16 protein-coding genes are annotated in these 20,074 nt (G+C 71.2%); 4 read left to right on the top strand and 12 right to left on the bottom strand.

The window, feature by feature from the left end; translation table 11 throughout:
* The 11 genes from EZ216_RS13815 to EZ216_RS13765 all read right to left on the bottom strand — a co-directional run bounded on the left by EZ216_RS13815 (position 1) and on the right by EZ216_RS13765 (position 12,416).
* On the bottom strand, positions 1 to 1,005 hold the full coding sequence (locus EZ216_RS13815) for an NAD-dependent epimerase/dehydratase family protein (RefSeq protein WP_135250367.1): 1,005 nt from the start codon (positions 1,003 to 1,005) through the stop codon (positions 1 to 3).
* The gene (locus EZ216_RS13810) at positions 1,002 to 2,687 is read right to left on the bottom strand and encodes an FAD-dependent oxidoreductase (RefSeq protein ID WP_135250366.1); all 1,686 of its coding nucleotides are present in this window, start codon (positions 2,685 to 2,687) and stop codon (positions 1,002 to 1,004) included. The genes EZ216_RS13815 and EZ216_RS13810 overlap by 4 nt, the downstream gene beginning before the upstream one ends.
* A complete protein-coding gene (locus EZ216_RS13805) occupies positions 2,684 to 3,874 on the bottom strand; it encodes a glycosyltransferase family 4 protein (protein ID WP_239024384.1) in 1,191 nt (396 codons plus the stop codon). Before EZ216_RS13805 ends, EZ216_RS13810 begins: the two co-directional genes overlap by 4 nt.
* On the bottom strand, positions 3,871 to 4,926 hold the full coding sequence (locus tag EZ216_RS13800) for a glycosyltransferase family 2 protein (protein WP_135250365.1): 1,056 nt from the start codon (positions 4,924 to 4,926) through the stop codon (positions 3,871 to 3,873). Before EZ216_RS13800 ends, EZ216_RS13805 begins: the two co-directional genes overlap by 4 nt.
* On the bottom strand, positions 4,923 to 5,888 hold the full coding sequence (locus tag EZ216_RS13795) for a glycosyltransferase (RefSeq protein WP_135250364.1): 966 nt from the start codon (positions 5,886 to 5,888) through the stop codon (positions 4,923 to 4,925). Before EZ216_RS13795 ends, EZ216_RS13800 begins: the two co-directional genes overlap by 4 nt.
* Positions 5,885 to 7,297 (bottom strand): O-antigen ligase family protein, encoded by a 1,413-nt coding sequence (locus EZ216_RS13790; RefSeq protein WP_135250363.1) that lies wholly within the window; start codon positions 7,295 to 7,297, stop codon positions 5,885 to 5,887. Before EZ216_RS13790 ends, EZ216_RS13795 begins: the two co-directional genes overlap by 4 nt.
* Complete coding sequence (locus tag EZ216_RS13785; protein WP_135250362.1) at positions 7,294 to 8,793, bottom strand: oligosaccharide flippase family protein; 1,500 nt, start codon at positions 8,791 to 8,793, stop codon at positions 7,294 to 7,296. Before EZ216_RS13785 ends, EZ216_RS13790 begins: the two co-directional genes overlap by 4 nt.
* Positions 8,790 to 9,125 (bottom strand): hypothetical protein, encoded by a 336-nt coding sequence (locus tag EZ216_RS13780; protein ID WP_135250361.1) that lies wholly within the window; start codon positions 9,123 to 9,125, stop codon positions 8,790 to 8,792. The genes EZ216_RS13785 and EZ216_RS13780 overlap by 4 nt, the downstream gene beginning before the upstream one ends.
* Before the next feature lie 171 nt (positions 9,126 to 9,296).
* Entirely contained in the window at positions 9,297 to 10,217 is a 921-nt protein-coding gene (locus EZ216_RS13775) for a DMT family transporter (RefSeq protein ID WP_135250360.1), read from the bottom strand.
* Positions 10,218 to 10,425: 208 nt separating this feature from the next.
* Positions 10,426 to 10,917, bottom strand: a complete 492-nt coding sequence (locus EZ216_RS13770) for a methylated-DNA--[protein]-cysteine S-methyltransferase (RefSeq protein ID WP_135250359.1) — start codon at positions 10,915 to 10,917, stop codon at positions 10,426 to 10,428.
* A complete protein-coding gene (locus tag EZ216_RS13765) occupies positions 10,914 to 12,416 on the bottom strand; it encodes a DNA-3-methyladenine glycosylase 2 family protein (RefSeq protein ID WP_135250358.1) in 1,503 nt (500 codons plus the stop codon). Before EZ216_RS13765 ends, EZ216_RS13770 begins: the two co-directional genes overlap by 4 nt.
* Before the next feature lie 124 nt (positions 12,417 to 12,540).
* On the opposite strand from EZ216_RS13765, the gene EZ216_RS13760 reads away from it, so the two are divergent.
* From EZ216_RS13760 to EZ216_RS13750, 3 genes are all read left to right on the top strand, one after another.
* Positions 12,541 to 13,923: a phosphomannomutase/phosphoglucomutase gene (locus EZ216_RS13760; RefSeq protein WP_135250357.1), complete on the top strand. Its 1,383-nt coding sequence runs from the start codon at positions 12,541 to 12,543 to the stop codon at positions 13,921 to 13,923.
* Between the two features lie 78 nt (positions 13,924 to 14,001).
* Positions 14,002 to 14,982 (top strand): lipopolysaccharide heptosyltransferase I, encoded by a 981-nt coding sequence (waaC, locus tag EZ216_RS13755; RefSeq protein WP_135250356.1) that lies wholly within the window; start codon positions 14,002 to 14,004, stop codon positions 14,980 to 14,982.
* Positions 14,979 to 16,277: a 3-deoxy-D-manno-octulosonic acid transferase gene (locus EZ216_RS13750; protein ID WP_135250355.1), complete on the top strand. Its 1,299-nt coding sequence runs from the start codon at positions 14,979 to 14,981 to the stop codon at positions 16,275 to 16,277. Before waaC ends, EZ216_RS13750 begins: the two co-directional genes overlap by 4 nt.
* On the opposite strand, the gene EZ216_RS13745 is transcribed toward EZ216_RS13750, so the two are convergent.
* Positions 16,274 to 17,674 (bottom strand): hypothetical protein, encoded by a 1,401-nt coding sequence (locus EZ216_RS13745; RefSeq protein WP_167772909.1) that lies wholly within the window; start codon positions 17,672 to 17,674, stop codon positions 16,274 to 16,276. The genes EZ216_RS13750 and EZ216_RS13745 overlap by 4 nt on opposite strands.
* Before the next feature lie 550 nt (positions 17,675 to 18,224).
* Between EZ216_RS13745 and EZ216_RS21635 the strand changes: the two genes are divergently transcribed.
* On the top strand, positions 18,225 to 19,961 hold the full coding sequence (locus EZ216_RS21635) for a carbohydrate-binding protein (RefSeq protein ID WP_135250353.1): 1,737 nt from the start codon (positions 18,225 to 18,227) through the stop codon (positions 19,959 to 19,961).
* Positions 19,962 to 20,074 lie beyond the last annotated feature (113 nt).

Genomic DNA, 20,074 nt, shown 5'->3' with positions numbered 1-20,074 from the left:
TCAACTCGCGGCGGGCAGCGGACGGGAACGCGCCGGCGCCGGCCCTTCGGCCTGCAGGAACCAGGCGGCGGCTTCCTGCAGCGCCACCGGGTACGGTGTCCAGTCCATGTGCAGCGACTCCGAAGCCGCGCGCGAATCCAGGTGCAGGTGCCGCTGCCACACGCCCAGCAGCCCGGGGGTCACCGGGTCGGGCAGCGAACCGGCGCCGCGGCCGGCCTTCCGCAGCAGCTTGCGCATGACGTGCAGCACGGGCCCGGCCACTTTCGCATCCAGCGTCAGCTGCCGCGGCGACAGGCGCCGCACCGGCGTGGCGCCGATCTCCAGCGCCAGGTCGGTGAAGTACTCGTTCCAGCGCGGGCTGTCCGGCGCCGCGAGGTTGAAAGCGCGGCACTCGCCGCGGGCCAGCGGCACTTCCAGCGATCGCATCGCGGCCACGCACACGTCGTTGACGTGCACGAGGTTGGACCAGCCATCGCCCGCGGCGCCCAGGTCGCCCAGGCGCCCGGCGCGCAGCCAGCGGCCGATGCGTCCGACCCAGAGCTCGCAGTCCGGGCCCCACACGCAACCGGGCCGCAGCACGACGGCCATGCCGCCACCGGCCAGGTAGGTGACCAGGTGCTGCTCCGCTTCGCGCTTGGCGCGGTCGTACCAGCCGAGCACGGGGCCCGGTCCGGTGGCTTCGTCGACGCGGCCTTCCACCGCGCCGTAGACCGACATCGTGCTCAGGTGCACCAGCCGCGGCACGCCGGCCGCGCCCGCCGCCGCCGCGAGCAGCCGCGCGCCGGTGGCGATGGACCCGGCATCGCCCGCCACCGCGTTCACCACGGCGTCGCAGCCGTTGAGCGCGAGAGCGAGGGCGGGGCCATCGCGCGTGTCCAGCCGCAGGCGCCCTTCGCCCGGCTGCGCGCGCGACGAGGCCGCGACCACCTGGTGGCCCGCCTCGCGCAGCATCGCGACGAGCCGCGTGCCGATGTAGCCGCTGCCCCCCAGCACCATCACCTTCATGCGAACACCTCCTCGGCGGCCGCTCGGCGCGGCTCGAGCTTCTGCGCCAGCCGGTCGGCCAGCCGCAGCGACAGGGCCACGATGGTGAGCGTGGGGTTGGCCTGGCTGGACGTGGGGAAGGCCGCGCTGCCGGCGACGTAGAGGTTGCGCACCGAATGCACCTTGCAGTCGGCATCGACCACGCTGTTCTTCGGGTTCGTGCCCATGCGCGCCGTGCCGATGTGGTGGCCGCCGTAGGCGCCGTAGCGCATCAGGTCTTCTTCCAGCGTCTCGGGCTGGTACTCGTAGCGGCCGACGCCGGTGCGCGCCAGTTCGGCCGCGATGAGGTCCAGCGTGCGCGCCACCGACTGGATGTCGGCCTGGCAGTAGCGCCAGTCCACGCGCAAACGCCGCATGCCCAGCTCGTCCCGCCCGTCGGCCAGCATCACGCGGCTGGAAGCCAGCGGCTGCTGCTCGCCCTGCACCTCCAGGCTGAAGCGGTTGGTGCGGTTGCGCAGGATCACCGAGGGAAACTTGCGCTGCGCCAGCGTGCGCTTGCGCAGCCAGTGCGAGAGGAAGGCCGCCGTGTCCAGCGGGTCCATCATCACGTTCATCACGTGGCGCGAGAACGTCTCGGCGTCCATCGGCTGCGTGTCGCGCAGCCGCTTGCCGTATTCGTAGCTGATGAAGCTCCTGGCCAGCACCAGCCCCGACAGCACGCCGTTGCGGTGCGCGGGGTCGGTGATCTTGGGGAAGTGCAGCCGCGCCACAGCGTTCAGCAGCGCGTGCTTGCGCTGTTGCGCCGGATCGATGGCCAGGCGGCGGCGGCAGTAGATGCCCTCGGGTGAGACTTCGTAGCCGTGGCGCACGCGCGAGACCGGCCCGTTGACCACCAGCGTGCCCACGTTGCCCGCGATGTGGCACTGGTAGTAGCGGCCCACCACATCGTGCTCGTTGCCCACGCCCTGGGTGGCGACGTCGTTGGAGTTGAGCAGCAGCCGCGCCGTCTCCAGCCCGCCGCCGGCCAGCACCACGGCGCGCGCCGCCACCTGGAAGCGGTTGCCGTCCAGCGTCGCGACGTCCAGCGCCTTCACGCTGCCGCCGGGCTGGTCCAGGCGCAGCGCGGTGCCGTGCGCGCCGGTGAGCACGCGCACGTCGTGCGCGACTTCCAGCCGCTTGCGGTAGCGCTTGCCGAAATCGGTGGGGCAGGAGAAGCGCTCCAGCCCGTTGGTGCGCACGATGCCGCTGTCGAAACCGTCGAACATCGGCCCGGCCAGCGGCAACGCGGTGCGCGCGTCGTACGCGTAGCGGCCCGCTTCCGACCAGGCGTTGGCGCGCGCGTAGTAAGGCTGCAGCCCGTCGTGCGAGATCGGCCAGCCGCTGTGGGGCACCCACGACCTTTCCTCGAAATCGATCGGGTCGTACGGCATGCAGCGGCCGCCCCACAGGCTGGTGGACCCGCCCAGCCCGCGCAGGCGGTAGCGGTGCAGCGGGCTGTGCATGCGCTCGTCGGCGACTTCGCCTTCGTAGTGCGCCTGCGCTTTCGGGTCGTTGGCGCGTTCGCCGGCTTCCAGCAGCAGGACGTTCAGGCCGCGGCCGGACAGCGACAGGGCGAGCGGGATGCCGGCCGCGCCCGCGCCGACGATGCAGACGTCGGCGTTGAGCGTGGTGCCGCGGGGGACCTGGCGGGCGCTTTCGATCACGCGCGTACCTCCAGCGTGTTCGACACCAGCGGCGCGGACAGGCCGAACTGCCGCTGGTGGATGCGCGCGATGGCGATGGAGAAGCGCGCCAGCGAGAACTGCTCGTCGTATAGCGCGCGGCCATTCTGTTCCAGGCGCTCGCGCAGTTCGTGCTCGGTCAGCACCTGCGCCAGGCCGCGCGCGATGCTGGCCGGGTCGCCCGGCTCGACGAAGCAGGCGTTCATGCGGTGCGACAGCACGTGCGGGATCTCGCCCACCGGCGTGCACACCACGGCCACGCCATGCGCCAGCGCTTCCAGGATGGCGAGCGGAAGGCCTTCGTCGTAGGAAGGCAGCACCAGCACGTCGGCATCGGCCAGCAGCTTCGCCAGTTCCGCCTGGCCGGCCCAGCCGTGGAAGTGCACCTTGTGCGCGACCTTCAGCCGCTCGGCCTGCGCGGCATAGCCGGCGACGTCGCCGCCGCCCACCAGCGTGAGGTGCAGCGGCACGCCGGCCAGCGCGGGCTGTGCCAGCGACTGCAGCAGGTCGGACACGCCCTTGCGCTCGGACAGGTTGCCGACGAACAGCACGCGCGGCACGCCGTGCAGCGTGAACGGGCGGCGCTCGGCCACGGGTTCGGGCACGCCGTTGATCACGATCTCCACCCTTTCCGCCGGCACCTTCAGGTCGTCGGTCACGAACTGCGCCGACATGCGGCCCAGCACCACGCAGGCTTGAGGCAGCGAGAAGATCCAGCGGACCACCGCCTTCAGCGGCGCGGGAAAGCGGCGGTAGCTGTGGTGCAGCTGCGCGGCGTGCAGGTGCAGCACCGTCGGGATGCCCAGCAGCCTGCACGCGATGAGGATGATGGACTCGCGCACGAAGTCCAGGCGCTCGGCCATGTTGACGTGCACGCCGGCCACGCGCCGGGCCATGCGGTCCTTCACCAGCTGCTTCACCGCGCGGAACACTTGCACCAGCGAGGCCGCGGCGCCGCCTTCGCCGCGCGTGTCCAGCGGCTTGAGCACCGGGCCGTCGTCGCGCTCGGCCTGCGACTGGATCAGGTAGTCGGCCACCTTGTACATGCCGCCGCCCATGGGCGTCCACGGGACGGCGATGTAGATGAAGCGGCTCTCCCGCGCCGCATCGCCGGCGGCGGCGGGAACGGCGAGTCCGAAAGTCGAGGGGCTTTCCATCGGTGCGGTCATGAGTACTGGGCCTGCCCCTGGCGGGGCGCGGCCGGCTGGGGTTCCTGGATGACGATGCTGGGAATGAGGGCGCGCGGCGAGTGCCTGGGCGCGAAGAAGCCGCGCACGAGGCCGGCGGCCTGCACGCACCACGACACCACCGAGTACGTGGCGCGCGACAGCGAGCGCTTGCGCCAGGCCATCGCGGCGAAGGGCGCGGCGGCGATGGCCGCGAAAGTGATCGCACGCGCGGGCGTGCCGCCCACGGGCCAGACCGGCACCGACAGCAGCACGGCCCACCAGGCGAGCACGGCCAGGTACAGGCGCAATTCGCGCAGGCCGCGAAACACGAGCTTCATGCGGGGCTGGCCCACGGCGCCGCGCACCAGCTCGCCCAGCCCGCAGGCGTAGCGCGAGCGCCAGCGGCGCACCAGCAGCTGGTAGGGTGGCGCGTCGTGGCCGAAGTGCGTCACCGCATCCACCGGCATGCGCCACAGCTTCCAGCCCAGCGAGCGCAGCCGCACGGCGAGGTCGAACTCTTCGTAGCTGTGCAGGTTGCGGTCGGAGAAGTAGCCCGTTTCCTCGATGGCGACGCGGCGGTAGAGGCCGCCGCCGTCCAGCCGGTCCACCTGGCCCGGCGTGCGGTGCGCCTCCGACTTCGCGCTGCGCTCACCGCGTTCGCGGTACTCCAGGCTGTCGTTGTTCAGCTCCACCACGCGGCCGCCGACGCCGGCGATCTCGGGGTGCTGGGCGAGGAAGGCCAGGGCCTGCTCCAGGAAGCCCGGCACCATCTTCATGTCGCCATCCATGATGTAGACGTACTCGCCGCGCGAGTGCTGCCAGCCCAGTTGGGGGCCGGCGCCGCAGCTGCGGTCGGCCGCCCGCGCCAATTGCACGATGCGCACCGGGAAGCGGCTGGCCGCCTGCACGGTGCCGTCGGTGGACGCCGAGTCGGCCAGGATCACCTCGCCGCCCACGTCCTTCAGCGCGGCCAGGCAGCTCTCGATCGCCGCGGCGACGTTGTCTTCCTCGTTCAGCGCCTTGATGACGATGGAAACGCGGCAGGAGCTCATCGCGCGGGGCCCTCCGGCGAGAACACCTCGGCGCTGCGCAGGCGCCAGCGCTGCCAGGTGTCGGCGAAATGGGTGGGCATGAACAGCGTCATGGCCAGCGTGAGCATCCAGCGGCGCGTGAACATCACGCCCCGCCCCGCGAACAGGAACTTCAGCGCCAGCTTGCGGTTGCCCGTGCCCAGCGCCTCGCGCGCCAGCGTCACCTCCTGCTGGCCGACGAACCACAGCGCCGACTTGCGGTGATGCGCCGGGATCTCGCCGTTGAGCGCGCGCTGGCGCATGCGGGCGAGGAAGGGCGGCTCGGTGGTGCGGGGCGTGCGGCGCGACAGGCTGTCCGGCAGCACCCGCACGGCGGCGAAAGGCGCGTTCACCAGTGCCACCGGCGTGAGGTCGCCGGTGCGGAACCACAGGTCCAGGTCCTCGCCGTGCGACTCGCCTTCGGCGAAGCAGGGCTGCATGGTGCGCAGCAGGTCGGCGCGGATCGCCACGCTGCTGGTGCAGAACGGCGAGGTCTTCATCCAGCGCTGGCGAAGGTCGTCCACCGTCTCGACCTCGACAAAACCCTCGGTCACCGGCCACGCATCGGGGCCGCCCAGGGGCAGCGTCATGGTGCGGAACTGCGCGCCCAGCAGGCCCGCCTGCGGGGAAGCTTCGTGGGCCTGCTTCAGCGCGGCCAGGAATTCGGGGTGATACCAGTCGTCGGCGTCGAGGAAGGCGACCCACTCGCCGGTGGCTTCGGCGATGCCGCGGTTGCGCGCCACCGACACGCCGGCGTTGGCTTGGCGGACCAGGCGCACGCGCGGGTCCTGGATGGATTCCACGACCGCTGGCCCGTAGTCGCTGGAGCCGTCGTCCACGACGATGACCTCGTGCGGCTGCACGCTCTGCTGCAGCACCGACTGGATGGCGCTGCCGACGTAGCGGGCCTTGTTGTACAGCGGAATGACAACCGAAAACTTCATGGGGCGGTCCTCAGCGTGGGTTCGATGCGGGTCGCGGCGGCGCGCGGCGCCTTCACTCGCGCGGCTGCCCCGGACGCGACGGCGGCGATGAGGAGGAAGTGGGTGATGACGTGGCTGCCGTAGTCCACCAGGATCAGCGGCACCTCGCTGATGCACAGCAGGGCCAGCGTGACGTACAGCGCCAGGCTCAGGCCGCCGGTGCTGCGCGCGTAGCGCACCGACATCACGGTGAGTACCAGGGCGTACAGCACCAGGCCGACCAGGCCCACGGTGCCGGACCGCGCCATCGTGTCGATGAACTGGTTGTGGCCGTGGGTCGCGTTGGGCATGCCGATGGCCTGGCGGTATTCGGCGTCCCACAGGTTCAGGCCGTAGCCGAACACCGGGTTGCGGCTCCACTCGTCCAGCGCCACCGCCCAGATGCGGTCGCGGCCGGTCAGCGAGGCCAGCTGCGCGCCGGTGCTGGAGTTGAAGAAGTCGTCGATCATCGTTGGCAGGTCGAACACCACCATGCCCACCAGCGCCACCAGCACCGCGCCGATCACCATCAGCAGCAAGCCGACGCCGAAGGAGCTGCGTCGCGGATCGCCCACCCTGGTCATCGTGCCGGGCGCGCGCTTGACCAGCACCAGGCAAGCGCCCGAGAGCACGAAGCACAGCCACGCCGTCTTGGACTGCGCCATGAACAGCACGCCCAGGCCCAGCGCCCAGCAGGCGGAGTTCAGCCAGCCGCGCTGCATCGGGCGCGCCCACAGGATCACCAGCGCGGTCTGCGCCAGCATGCCCAGCATCACCGGGTGCGAGGCCAGGCCGCCGAACCGCGGCAGGCCGGGGATCAGGCCCTGCGTGTACGCGGTGTCCAGCGTCAGCGAAGGCCACAGCGGCACCAGCGCCACGCCGGCCGCGAGGTAGACGAACAGGGCGTTGCGCGTGACGCGGAAGATGCGCTCGCGGTCGTCGGGCCCGCACAGCGTGCAGGCCAGCCCCAGCAGCAGCGGGTACAGGTACTCGTGCGAGATGCGCGGGTTGGCGCCGAACACCGCGGGCATCGCCACCGATGTCAGCCAGTAGAAGACGAAGGTCCACGTCAGCACCGGGGCGGGCACCGGCTTGCGCTGCAGGAAGTGGCTGACCACCCGCTCCAGGCAGATGGCCACCAGCGCGATGGACACGCCGCGCTGCAGCCACGCGATGATGGGGTTGCGCACGGCGGCCTCGATGGCGGTGACCTCGCGCTCCAGGTCCATGAACGACTGCGTGAGGTCGCGGCCGGACAGCAGCACGTCCAGCGCCGTGAGCGCCAGCATCGCGGGGAAGATCAGGAACAGGAGGCCGTCCTTGCGCCAGTTCCAGCGCGCTTCGCGTGCCTTCACGGTGGTTGCCTGGTCCTTGGGGTCGGGGCGTTTCATGGGCGGGCCTCCGGGGCAGGGGGGGCGGGCCAGCGCGGCCGCGCGGAAGGGATCACGCGCGCCAGCACGGCGCGCGCTTCGGGACCGAACACCTGCGGCCGCGCGAACACCAGCACGATCAGCACCGCGGTGCCGGCGGCGCCGCCGGCCAACAGCGTGAACAGGGGATGGTGGAGCGGAAGGACGGCTTCGCGCCCGGCGATGACGGCGGCGGAGCACGCGACGGCCAGGCCCAGCCCGCGCAGCGCGAAAGGCAGCAGCTCGCGCCAGTGCAGGTCCAGCGCGCGCAGCCCGCTGCCGACGATGACGGCGGCGCGCGCGAAGACGATGAGGGCCGAGGCGATCACCACGCCGCGGATGCCGCCCGGCGCCAGCAGCCACCACGCGGGCAGCGCGATGGCCAGCAGCGGCAGCTGCAGCAGCGCTTCCTGGTGCTTGCGGCCGGTGTTCCACAGCACGGGCGTCGACAGGCCGAGGCACGCCCACGCGGGCACGCACGCGAACATCACGCCCATCGCCCAGCCGGCTTCGGCCCACGCGGGTCCGTACAGCAGCTGCACCAGGTCGCCCGCGAGCAGGGACATGATCATCGCCACCGGCGTGACGAACACGACCAGGCAGGCCAGCAGCGTGAGCCAGGCCCGTGCCAGTTCGCGCGGCTGGTCCTGCAGCCGTGCGCCGGCGGCCAGGAAGGTGGGCTGCAGCGAGGTGACCAGCAGCACGTTGGGGATGGACGCGATGTTGTACGCCACGCCGTACAGGCCGACGGCCTGCGTGTTCAGCACGCGCCCGATGACGATGCGGTCCAGGTTCGCCAGCAGCCAGTTGACGATGTTGGTGAAGAACACCGTGCGGCCCGTGCCCAGCGTCTCGCTGCCCAGCGGGTGGCGCCACAGCAGCTTCAGCGGATGCGGCCGCACCGCGAAGTTGCCGGCCAGCACCACCGCGGCCTGCACCACGCAGGCCGCGGCCAGCGCCTGCGCGCCGTGGCCTTGCAGCGCCATCGGCACGCCGATGCCCAGGTAGCCGATGCCGTAGCTGGCCAGCTGCACCAGGCCCAGCGCGCGGAAGTTCAGGTCACGCTGCAGCAGGCACGTGGAGCAACCCGCCAGCGCCATCAGCAGGCAGGCCACCGACATCCACTGCAGCATGGGCTCGACGCGCGCGTCGCCGAAGAACCCGGCCAGCGGCGCCGCCAGCAGGAACATGCCAAGCGAGCACAGCAAGCCGGCCACCAGCTGCCAGGTGAAGGCGAAGCGCACGTCGTCCTCGTCCACGTCCTTCTGCAGCATCAGGATGTAGCTGAACGCGTTGCCCGAAAGGAAGGCGGCGAAGGTCAGCACCACCATGCCGATGCCGTACACGCCATAGTTGGAAGGCCCGAGCAAACGCGCCAGCAGCACCTGCGCCACCAGCTGCAGGCCGAAGCGGCCCACGGTGGTGAGCGCGCTCCACTTGAACGCGCGCTCCGCCTGCGATCGCAGCGGTGCCGTCATTGCTGGCCCGTGCCCCAGCGCCGAAGCACGATGCCCAGCATCAGCGCGATGGCGGCGAGCAGCATGCCGCCCGCGCCCGCGCCGTGGTCACGCTCACCCTTGGGTTCCGGCGCGGCCGGTGCGTGCAGCGTGGGGGTCTGTGCCTTGGCGGCCGGCGAGGCCGGCCCCGCGGGCACCATGAGGGAGGCGTGGACGATCCCATCCGTCTGGGCCGGGCTGTTCTGCGCCACGGTCGTGTTGCCCGGTGCATCCGCGGCGAGCGCTGGCGAGAGGGCCAGGCAGAGCAAGGTCGCAGGAAGAATCTTGTGCATCTTGGAGTCCCGGCGGTCCATCGATGCAGACGATTCTCAAACAAGGCTTTCACTCGAGGGTCTCAGCGCACCACTGGGGCCATGACCCGATGGAGCTATGCGCCCTGGGAGGGGGCACCCATGCGCATCCCGTCCGCGAAACGGGCGCATGGATGCGTTGGTTCGGCGCACGCGAGGGTGCGCCGCCCGAACTCAGCGGCGCGCCGCCGGGTCCGGCGTGCGCGGAGCTTCGCGCGACGGCAGCTTCAGCAGGCCCGTCGACAACGCGGTGCCGCAGACGATGACCGCCGCGCACAACAGCATCCAGGCGGTGACCGCTTCGCCAAGGAAGAGCACGCCGTAGATCACGGCGAACACCGGCACGACGAAGGTGACGGCCAGCGCGCGTGCCGGCCCGGCCTGCTCGATGAGCCGGAAGTACAGGATGTACGCGACGCCCGTGCAGATGACGCCCAGCGCGAGCATGGCCAGCCATGCCTGCATGCCGGGCATCTTCGCGGGTGCGTGCCACAGCGCGGGCAATGCCAGCGCGACCGTCGCGCCCAGCTGGCTGCCGGTGGCGGTGACGAGGGGCGACAAGCCCGACAGGTACTTCTTGGTGCAGCTGGCCGCGATGCCGTAGAAGAGCGTCGCGCCCAGGCAGGCCAGCACCGCCCAGCCCGGCGCGATGCCGTCCGCGCCGGCCTTGAAGCTGGCCTTGTCCCAGGCCAGCATCGCCACGCCGGCGAAACCGATGGCAAGGCCGAGCGCGCGCGCCGGGGCGGGGCGGTCCTTCAGCCACACCCACGCGACGAGCGCGCCGAACAGCGGCACGGTCGCGTTCAGGATGGCCGACAGGCCGGTGGTGATGGTGGTGACGGCGAACGCGAACAGCGCGAACGGGATGGCGGAGTTCAACACGCCGACGACGAAGATCTTGCGCCAGTGCTTCTTCAGCTCAGGCCCCAGGCCGCGCAGCAGCACCAGCGGCAGCAGGAAGGCGGACGCGATGGCCACGCGCAACGCGGCGGTGGGCATGGGCCCGAAATCGACCACGCCCAGGCGGGTGAAGAGGAACGAGCCGCCCCAGATGGCGGCCAGCATCACGAAATCGGCGAAGGAAGACAACGGCATGACCGCGCGAGTGTGGGGGCGAGCGCCACGGTGGCGTGCGCCGGATTCATGAAATTTGCGAGGGCGATTGATGCGGGAAAGCGGACTCCCTTACGCAGAGTGCGCAGAGGAAACGCGGAGCTCGCAGAGGAAACCATTCAGGAATTTCCTTTGTCTTCTCCGAGTCCTCTGGGCTCCCTCTGCGAACTCTGCGCAAGGGTGTCCGTCTTCATTGCATCCCTTCCAGTCGGAGCAAGGCCGTCTTGCGCTCCAGCCCGCCCGCGTACCCGGTGAGCGAGCCGTCGGTGCCCAGCACGCGGTGGCAGGGCACGACGATGCTCACGGGGTTGCGGCCCACGGCGGCGCCGACGGCGCGAACCGCTTGCGGCTGGCCCAGGCCGCGGCTGAGGGCGCCGTAGGTGGTGCGCTCGCCGCAGGGAATCGAGAGAAGCGCGCGCCACACGGATTGCTGGAAGGCGGTGCCGCCCTGCAGGTCCAGCGGCAGGTCGAACGTGGTTCGCCGGCCGGCGAAGTACTCGTCCAGCTGGCGCATCGCGAGTGAAAGCACGGGGTGGTCCGGCTGCAGCGCCCAGTCGTGCCCGGGGTGGTAGCGCTGGCCTTCGAACCACAGGCCGGCCAGGCCGCGCGGCGTGGCGGCCAGCAGGATGCGCCCCAGCGGGCTGTCGTAGTGGGCGGCGATGAGGTCGCGGGGGAATTTCATGATGGCTCCTTGTTGCGCGCGGGGGCCGGCAGACCGGCCCAGGCGCGGATGACGGCGTAGCTGCGCCAGGGTTTCCACGCCTGCGAAGCGGCTTCGGCTTCGCGCGCGGGTTGTTTCGCCTGCCGCACGCCCAGCGCGTTCTGCAGCGCGACGTCGCCGGCGGGGAAGGCATCGGGCCAGCGCAGCGCGCGCATGGCGATGTAGTGCGCGGTCCAGTCGCCGATGCCCGGCAACTCCTTCAGCGCGGCGAGGGTGGCGGGCACGTCGGCGCCCGCGTGCAGTTGCAGGCGCTGCTCTGCGACCGCGCGGGCCAGCGCCACGATGGCGGCCTGCCGCTGGCGCACGATGCCCAGCGAGCCGAGCGGGTCGCCTTCGGCGGCGGCGAGCGATGCGGGCGTGGGGAACAGGCGGGTGAGGCCGGTGCGGCCCGTGTCCAGCGGCTGGCCGAAGCGCTCCACCACGCGGCGCGCCAGCGTGCGCGCTGCCGCGACGGTGACTTGCTGCCCCAGCACCGCGCGCACCGCGAGTTCCCAGCCGTTGAAGGTGCCGGGCACGCGCAGGCCTTCGCAGCCGGGGAAGACGTCGTGCAGCACGCCGTTGACGGCCAGCGGGTCGCAATCGAGATCGAAAGCGGCCCGCACGCGGCGGATCACCTGCGGCAGCACGGGATGCAACTCCACGCTGACGCGCAGCACCAGCTGGTGGCGCTCCTCGTCGAAGCCGGCTTCGATCCAGCCCTGGTGCGATTGCCCGCCGGTTTCCACCGACAGCGTGCGCGCGAACGTGCCGCCTTCGACGTGCTCCATGCCCTGGATGGCGCGCGTGGCGAAGAACCCGAGCATCGCCTGCGCGTCGTACGGCGGCCGGAACCCCAGCCGCACGGCCAGGCCCTGCGGCTGCGGCGCCGCGCCCTCGCGCCGCAGCTTGCTGGGCGAAAGGCCGTAGTGCTGCACGAAGGCGGCGTTGAAGCGGCGCAGGCTGCCGAAGCCGGACACCATCGCGACCTGCGTGATGGGCAGGCTGGTGTCGGCCAGCAGCTGCTTGGCGGTGAGCAGCCGCCGCGTCTGCACGTACTGCAGCGGCGAGACGCCGAACTGGGCTTCGAAGATGCGGCGCACGTGGCGCTCGCTCACGCCCAGCCGGGCCGCCAGCTGCTCGACCGACGGGCCGCCTTCGTCCCACGCTTCGGGCTCGTCGAGCAGGCGGGCGGCCTGCTGCGCGAGGATGCTGCCGGCGTCCTGCATGGACCACGCCTGCGCATGCGGCGCCAGTTCCGGCCGGCAGCGCAGGCAGGGGCGGAAGCCGGCCCGCTCGGCCTGCGCGGCATGGAAGAAGAAGCGGCAGTTCTCGCGCTTGGGCGTGCGCACGCGGCACACCGGGCGGCAGTAGATGCCGGTGCTGGTGACCCCGGTGAAGAAGCAGCCGTCGAAGCGCGCGTCCCGCGCCTTCAGGGCGAGGTAGCAGGCGTCGGGCTGCAGGGTGTCGGCGGTGATCGGCATGCAGGCATCATAGGCGGGTGGGCGGTCCGGACTAGCCGTTTCCGGACATGTCCCCTCCCGCCGCTTTCCTAGAATCAGCGGCACCTTTCCGGCAGAACCTGTCACCCAGCTTCGCAGCACGACCATGCAAATCTCTTCATCGATCTTCAAGGCGTACGACGTTCGCGGCATCGTTCCTTCCACCCTGACGGAAGAGGTGGCCGAGGCGCTGGGCCGCGCGTTCGGCACCGTCGCCCGGCGCGAGGGCGAGAAGACCGTCGCGGTCGGCCGCGACGGGCGCCTGTCGGGGCCGTCGCTGTCCGCCGCGCTGGTACGCGGCCTGGTGTCCACCGGCCTGGACGTCATCGACATCGGCATGGCCACCACGCCGATGCTGTACTTCGCCGCCAACACGCTGTGCAACAGCGGCATCCAGGTGACCGGCAGCCACAACCCCAAGGACTACAACGGCTTCAAGATGGTGATGGCCGGCCGCGCCATCTACGGCGATGAGATCCAGGCGCTGCGCAAGATCGTCGAGGACGAGAGCTGGACGTCGGAAGGCGGCGGCCAGATCCGCAACGTCAACCTGTTCGCGCCGTACCGCGACCGCATCGTGGGCGGCGTGAAGCTGGCCCGGCCGATGAAGATCGTGGTCGACTCGGGCAACGGCATCGCGGGCGCGTCCGCCCCGGCCATCTACCGCGCGCTGGGCTGCGAAGTCATCGAGCTGTTCAGCGAGGTGGACGGCAACTTCCCCAACCACCACCCCGACCCCAGCAAGCCGGAGAACCTGAAGGACCTGATCCGCGCCATCAACGAGCATGGCGCCGAGCTGGGCCTGGCCTTCGACGGCGACGGCGACCGCCTGGGCATCGTCACCCGCGGCGGCAACAACATCTTCCCCGACCGCCAGATGATGCTGTTCGCGCGCGACGTGCTCACGCGCGTGCCGGGCGGCACCATCCTGTTCGACGTCAAGTGCACGCAGCGCCTGGCGCCGGCCATCCGCGAAGCCGGCGGCAACCCGCTGATGTTCAAGACCGGCCACTCGCTGATCAAGGCGAAGATGAAGGAAGTGGGTTCGCCGCTGGGCGGCGAGATGAGCGGCCACATCTTCTTCAAGGAGCGCTGGTACGGCTTCGACGACGGCACCTACGCCGGCGCGCGCCTGCTGGAGATCCTGTCGCGCGAGAAGGACCCCAGCGCGGTGCTGGACGCGCTGCCCACCAGCCATTCGACGCCGGAGCTGAACGTGGCCTGCGCCGAAGGCGAGCCGCACCGCGTGGTCGCCGAGCTGATGGCGCAGGCGAAATTCCCGGCGCCGGCCGAGGTGTCCACCATCGACGGCGTGCGGGTGGACTGGCCCGACGGCTTCGGGCTGATCCGCGCATCGAACACCACGCCGGTGCTGGTGCTGCGCTTCGAAGGCCAGAACGAGGAGGCGCTGCACCGCATCGAGCGCGACATGCTGGCGCTGCTGAAGAAGGTGAAGCCGGACGCGCAGGTGGGGGCGGCGGCGCATTGACCCCGTCTTTTCCCTCTCCCGGAGGGAGAGGGAGCAAGGCAAGGGGCGCCCAGGCCCCCGAGCGACAATCGCCCCCTCGTGAACCTTCTCATCATCAAGCTCTCCTCCCTCGGCGACGTGGTGCACACGCTGCCGGCGGTGCAGGACCTGCGCCGGGCGCGGCCGGGCGTGCGCATCGACTGGGTCGTCGAGCGCGGCTTCGTGCCGCTGGTGCAGCGCTGCGAAGGCGTGCAGCGCGCCATCCCGGTGGAACTGCGGCGGTGGACCAGGGCGCCGTTGTCGCGCGATACGCGGCACGCCTGGCGCGCCTTCCGCGAAGACCTGAGGACCACGGCTTATGACGCCGTGATCGACCTGCAGGGCCTGACCAAGTCGGCGCTGGTCGCGCATACCGCGCGCCTCGCGCCGCCAGGCAAGCGCTATGCGCTGGCCAACCGCACCGAAGGCTCGAGCTACGAAGCGCCGACGCGCTGGGTGGCGGACATCGCGGTGGCAGTGCCCACCCGCATGCACGCGGTGGAGCGTTCGCGCGAAATGTGCGCGCGGGCGCTCGGCTATGCCGTTCCCGCCGGCCTGCAATGGGGCCTGCGCGCGCAGCGCACGCAGGAGGACGGCCGCTGCGTCGCCTTCGTGCACGGCAGCTCGCGCGAAGACAAGTGCTGGCCGGTCGAGCGGTGGATCGCGCTCGGCCGCACGCTAGCGTCCGAGGGCTTGTCCATCGTCCTGCCGCACGGCAGCGATGCGGAGCGCGAGCGCGCCGAAGCCATCGCCACCGGCATCGGCGCCGCCGCGCGCGTGTGGCCGCGGCTGGACCTGGGCGCGCTCACCGACCGCCTCGCGGGCTGCGAAGGCGTCATCGGCGTGGACAGCGGCCTCAGCCACATCGCCGTCGCGCTGGGCCTGCCGCATGTGCAGGTCTACAACTTCGACACCGCCTGGCGCACCGGCCCCGAAGTGCCGGGCGTCCCCGCGAACCCGCGCCAGCGAAGCGTGCATGGTTCGCCCTCCCCGACGCTGGAAGCCGTGCTGACGGCCTGGCGCGCGGTGGCCTCCGCATGATCCGCCGCCTCTATTCGCTCGTGATGAAGGGCGCGCAGCCGCTGCTCAGGCGCAAGCTGCGCCGCCGCGGCGCGGCCGAGCCGGGCTACCTGGAAGCGGTGGACGAGCGCTTCGGCCATTACAGCGAACCGCCGCGGCCCGGCGCCTTGTGGATCCACGCGGTGTCGCTCGGCGAAACGCGCGCGGCCGGCATCCTGGTGGATGCGCTGCGCGAACGCGATCCATCGCTGCGCCTGCTGCTGACGCACGGCACCGCCACAGGCCGGGCCGAAGGCGCGCGCCTGCTGCGCGAAGGCGACGTGCAGGCCTGGCTGCCCTGGGACACGCCGCAGGCGGTGCAGCGTTTCCTCGCGCATTTCCAGCCCAGCGCGGGCGTGCTGATGGAAACCGAGGTGTGGCCCAACCTGGCCGAGGCCTGCCGCCGCTCGGGCTTGCCGCTGGTGCTGGCCAACGCGCGCCTCTCCGAGAAATCGCTGCGCCAGACCCTGCGCCTGAAGCGCCTGGCGCAGCCCGCGTACGCGTCGCTCACCGCGGTTTGGGCGCAGACGCAGGCCGATGCGCAACGGTTGACGCGCGCCGGCGCGCGGGTGGCCGGCGTGTTCGGCAACCTGAAGTTCGATGCGCGGCCCGACGCCGCGCAGCTGGAGAAGGGCCGCGGCTGGCGGCGCGCGCAGCCGCATCCCGTGGTCATGTTCGCCAGCTCGCGCGAAGGCGAGGAAGCGGAGTTCTTCCGCGTGCTCGCCGCCCACCATGAACTGCTGCGCGCGGGCTGGGCTCGGCGCGGCAGCGATCCCGCGGTGGCGCAGGTGCGCTGGCTGGTGGTGCCGCGGCATCCGCAGCGCTTCGACGAAGTGGCCGCGATGGCGGCGCAAGCCGGCTTCGGCGTGTCGCGGCGCAGCGAGTGGAATGAAAGCGGACCCGCCGAAGCCGACGTGTGGATCGGCGATTCGGTCGGCGAGATGGCGCTGTACTACGGCCTGGCCGACGTGGCCCTGCTCGGCGGCAGCTTCCTGCCGCTGGGCGGACAGAACCTGATCGAGGCCGCGGCCAGCGGCTGCCCGGTGGTGATGGGGCCGCACACCTTCAACTTCGCCGAAGCGGCGGAGATGTCGGCGCAAGCCGGTGCCGCGCTGCGCGTGCAGGCCTTGCAGGACGGCGTGCGCGAAGCCGCGATGATCGCGGCCGATACAACACGCCGCGATGCGATGGCGCGCGATGCGCTGGCTTTCGCCGGGGCGCATCGCGGCGCGGCGGCGCGCACGGCCGACGCGCTGCTCGCCATCCTTCGCGGTTAGCGAAGAGCCTTCGCGTCGAAGCGGCGCAGGTAGACGCCGAAGCCGCTGTCGTCTTCGTGGCTCCACGCCATCATGAAGCCGCCGTCCGCGCGGGCCATGCGCCACGAACCGTAGACCGGGTCCATCAGTTTCGTGGCCGGGCCCATGGGCGCGCCGTCGGTGCCGTACTGGCGTGCCTGCAGGCTCACCGCCTGCGAGATGCCGCGGCTGTTCATCCACGTCACGACGTAGCTGCCGTCGGCCAGGCCGGTCACGCCGCCCATGTTCTGGAAGGGCGGGCAGGGCGTCGGCATGGGCAGGTTGCAGGTGTCCGGCGGCCCTTGCAGGTAGCCGGGTTCCATCGCCTGCTGCGCGCCGACGCGCGAACCATCGGCCGCGAAGCGCTGCGCCACGGCTTGCGCGCCCGAGTTCCACGCGATCACCCAGCCGCCGCCCGCGAGGCCCGAGACCTTGGGGTACAGGCTCTGCACCTGCTTGTCGGTGACCAGCGTCTCGCCGCCGGCGCGGTTGCCCGAGGCGTCGTAGCGCTGGTAGTAGATGGCCGTGCTGGGCGCGCCGTCCTGGAACTGCGAGGTCCACACGACGATGTGGCCGCCGTCTTCCAGCGCCGCGACGTGCGGGTCGGTCAGGCCGCCGCCGTTCTGCACCGTGTTGCTGTCGAAGGTGTTGGCCACCTGTTCGGCGGCGAGCGGCTGGCCGCCGGGGCCGACGCGCCGCGTGAGGATGTTGTGCGCGTTGTCGCGCCAGCTGAACACCACGCCGCCGGGGACCGCGGCCATGTCGACGTAGGCCTCGTCGTTCGACGTGGTGTTCACGCGCTGTACGCCGCCCACGGGCTGGCTGTTGGCGTCGTACACCTGCGTCGAGATGTCGGCGTAGTAGGTGGCGGGCAGCACCTGCCAGCCCACCGCGAAGCCGCCGTTCGCGAGCGGCGCCACGGCCGTCTGCAGGCGTGCGACGGTGGGCGAGGGGATGCACACCTGCGAGTTCACCGGCGCGGCTTCGCGCGTGAAGCGCTGCCAGCACACGCCCTGGGGATTGGGCGAGACGGTGGGGCCCGCGGTCGTCGTCCACGCGACGACGTAGCCTCCGTCGGCCAGCTGCGCGATCGAAGCGTCGTCCTGCTCGCCGGCAGTGGCCTGGTTCACCAGCTGCCGCGGGTAGGTGACGACGCCCGTGGCCGGGTTGGCCGTCGCGCCGGGCGTGACGGTGGCGACGCCCGCGCCGGCACCGGCGCCCAGCGCGGCCGTGTTGCTGCTGCCGCCGGCCGTGCCGGCCGCCGTGCTTCCACCACCGCCACCGCCGCCACCGCAGGCGGCCAGCAGCGAGGCGGCAAGCACGGTAAGGATGAAGTGCTGCCGGCGGCGGCCGGCGGTGCGGGATTCTCGGTACTGCATGTGGTTCTCCCTGGATGCGGCGAGCCCGATGGCGCGGCCGTGGGAGAGAAGGTAGGGATCGGCAAGCCCAGCCGTCCGTAACACTCGACAGGGCCATTGCGCAGCCGGTCGCGTTGCGCGGCGCGGCGCGCGCACGGAAGGGCTTGGTAAGCTCCGCCGTGACTGGTTGCGCATGGAACAGCTTCGCAACCGTCGCGTGGCTATGTGCCGTCATTCGTGCGCAGCTTTCATGCGCGCGGGATGGCCCGCCCGGGCCGGATGTACGGATCAGCATGAGCTGTGTCGGGCCGTTAATGCGCGGCGTCCTGGCGGCGGGGTTTGTAAGAATGGAACCAGTCGCTTACGTGTACGGCTGAGATCCCTACAGACGCGTCGGACACGTCCTACTAGGATTCGCGCATCGCTGAGCTTCGGTCCCCAGGCACCCCTGCCTGAGCAGTTCCGGACCGCCAGCGTCCTCCTTCGCCAAGGAACGCGGCAATCGCCCCGAAAACCGGGCGCTGCCGCGCTGGGCGAAGCCTTGCCTGACGAAACACGTGAGTTCGCCACCATGGTCCTGCTGTCCAAGACCCCTTCCAGCCGCTGCGCCACCCCGCGCCGCTTCCATCCCAAGGCCGCCGTCATGGCCGCCGCGCTGTGCCTCGGCGCCAGCATCAGCTGGGCGCAAGTGCCCAGCGTTCCCGCCGCCGCCAGCCCCAACGTGTGGCTGCAGACCGGCCGCGCCAACGACGCCTACTGGGTCGAAGACAACCGCTGGGGCCAGGGCAACATCAGCGAGGGCACTTCCTCCAGCCAGTTCGAGCAGTCCGTCGGCGTGAGCTCCACCGTCGGCACCAACGGTGAAGTGGCGTTCCGCATGAAGTGGCGCTGGCCCAACCCGGCCGGCGCGAACGAGGTGAAGGGCTACCCGTCCATGCTGGCCGGCCGCAAGCCGGGCTACTACAGCTCCGGCAACCTGGTGAACGGCAACCCCGTGCGCCTGACCGACGGCAGCACGCTGCAGCAGTCGCCCTCGGGCTACACGCCGGGCACCATCTTCCCGCTGCGCATGCCGCTGACGAACCTGAAGGCCAAGTTCAACATGTCGCACCTGTCCCAGCCCACGGGCCAGGGCCACCTGACGTTCGACATCTGGCTGCAGTCCGCGCCCGGCCAGGACTCGGGCTTCATGAACTCGTCGATCACGCACGAGATCATGATCCCGCTGACCAACTGGGGCGGCTACGGCGCGCACAACCAGCCCGGCGGCCGCAACCCGGCCTGGTACGACCACGACGCCACCATCGGCGGCAAGCTGTACCACGTGTACATCACCAAGGGCAGCGACGGCGCGTTCAACTACAACTTCGGCTCGCTGAACGGCGTGTACGGCCGCACCGGCTGGAAGATGATCGCCTTCGTGCCCGACGTGCTGCCGATGCAGCCCGGCGAGATCGACCTCGCGGCCATCATCAACTACATCAGCACGCGCAAGGACTCCAAGGGCCAGCCCTGGGCCGTGGGCAACGAGTACGTGTCCAGCGTGGAACTGGGCGTGGAGCCCGTGTCCGGCACCGGCGACATCGTGGTGTACGACTACAAGGTGTGGAACGGCGGCAGCCTGTCGGGCGGCAGCCCGGCGCCCACCCCGGCGCCGACGCCTGCGCCCACGCCGGCACCTACGCCCGCGCCGACGCCTGCCCCAACCCCGGCACCGACGCCTGCTCCCACGCCTGCGCCGACCCCCGCGCCGTCGTCCGGCTACGCCGCGTACAGCAGCAGCACGATGTACACGACCGGCAGCATCGTCACGTACGGCGGCAAGACGTACGTCGCCCGCGGCGTGAACTTCACCAACATCGTTCCGACCGACACGCGCTACTGGTCCGTGTACACGGCCGCGCCGGCACCCACGCCCGCGCCGACGCCGGCGCCCACCCCGGCCCCGACGCCCGCGCCCACCCCGGCGCCGACGCCGGCCCCCCCGCCCGCGGCCAGCTGCCCGGCATGGAACACGACGACGCGCTACATGCCCGGCGACGTGGTGATGCGCAACGGCCAGGCTTACGTGGCCACGGCGCTGAGCGCCTCGGTGTGGAACGTGAACTCCGCGCCGGAGTGGACGCCTTCGTACTGGTCGAAGACCACGTGCACGGCCACCACCTCCTACGCGGCCTACAGCTCGAGCAAGACGTACACGACGGGCAACATCGTCTCGTACAACGGCAAGCTGTACATCGCGCGCCGCGCCAACTTCAGCCGCATCGCGCCGACCAACACGAACTACTGGTCGGCCTACAACGGCTGATCGCCGCGATGACCGCTCGCCCGCGGCTCGCATGACCTCGGCGCTGCGCGTCTCGATGACGGATGATTTTTCATTCGTCGTCGAGGCGCGTGGCGCCGACGTCATTTGTCATC

It is taken from the genome of Ramlibacter humi, from assembly GCF_004681975.1.
Classification (GTDB): Bacteria; Pseudomonadota; Gammaproteobacteria; order Burkholderiales; family Burkholderiaceae_C; genus Ramlibacter; species Ramlibacter humi.
Note: the sequence above shows the minus strand (reverse complement) of the source record. Positions and strands in the feature narration are given on the sequence as shown.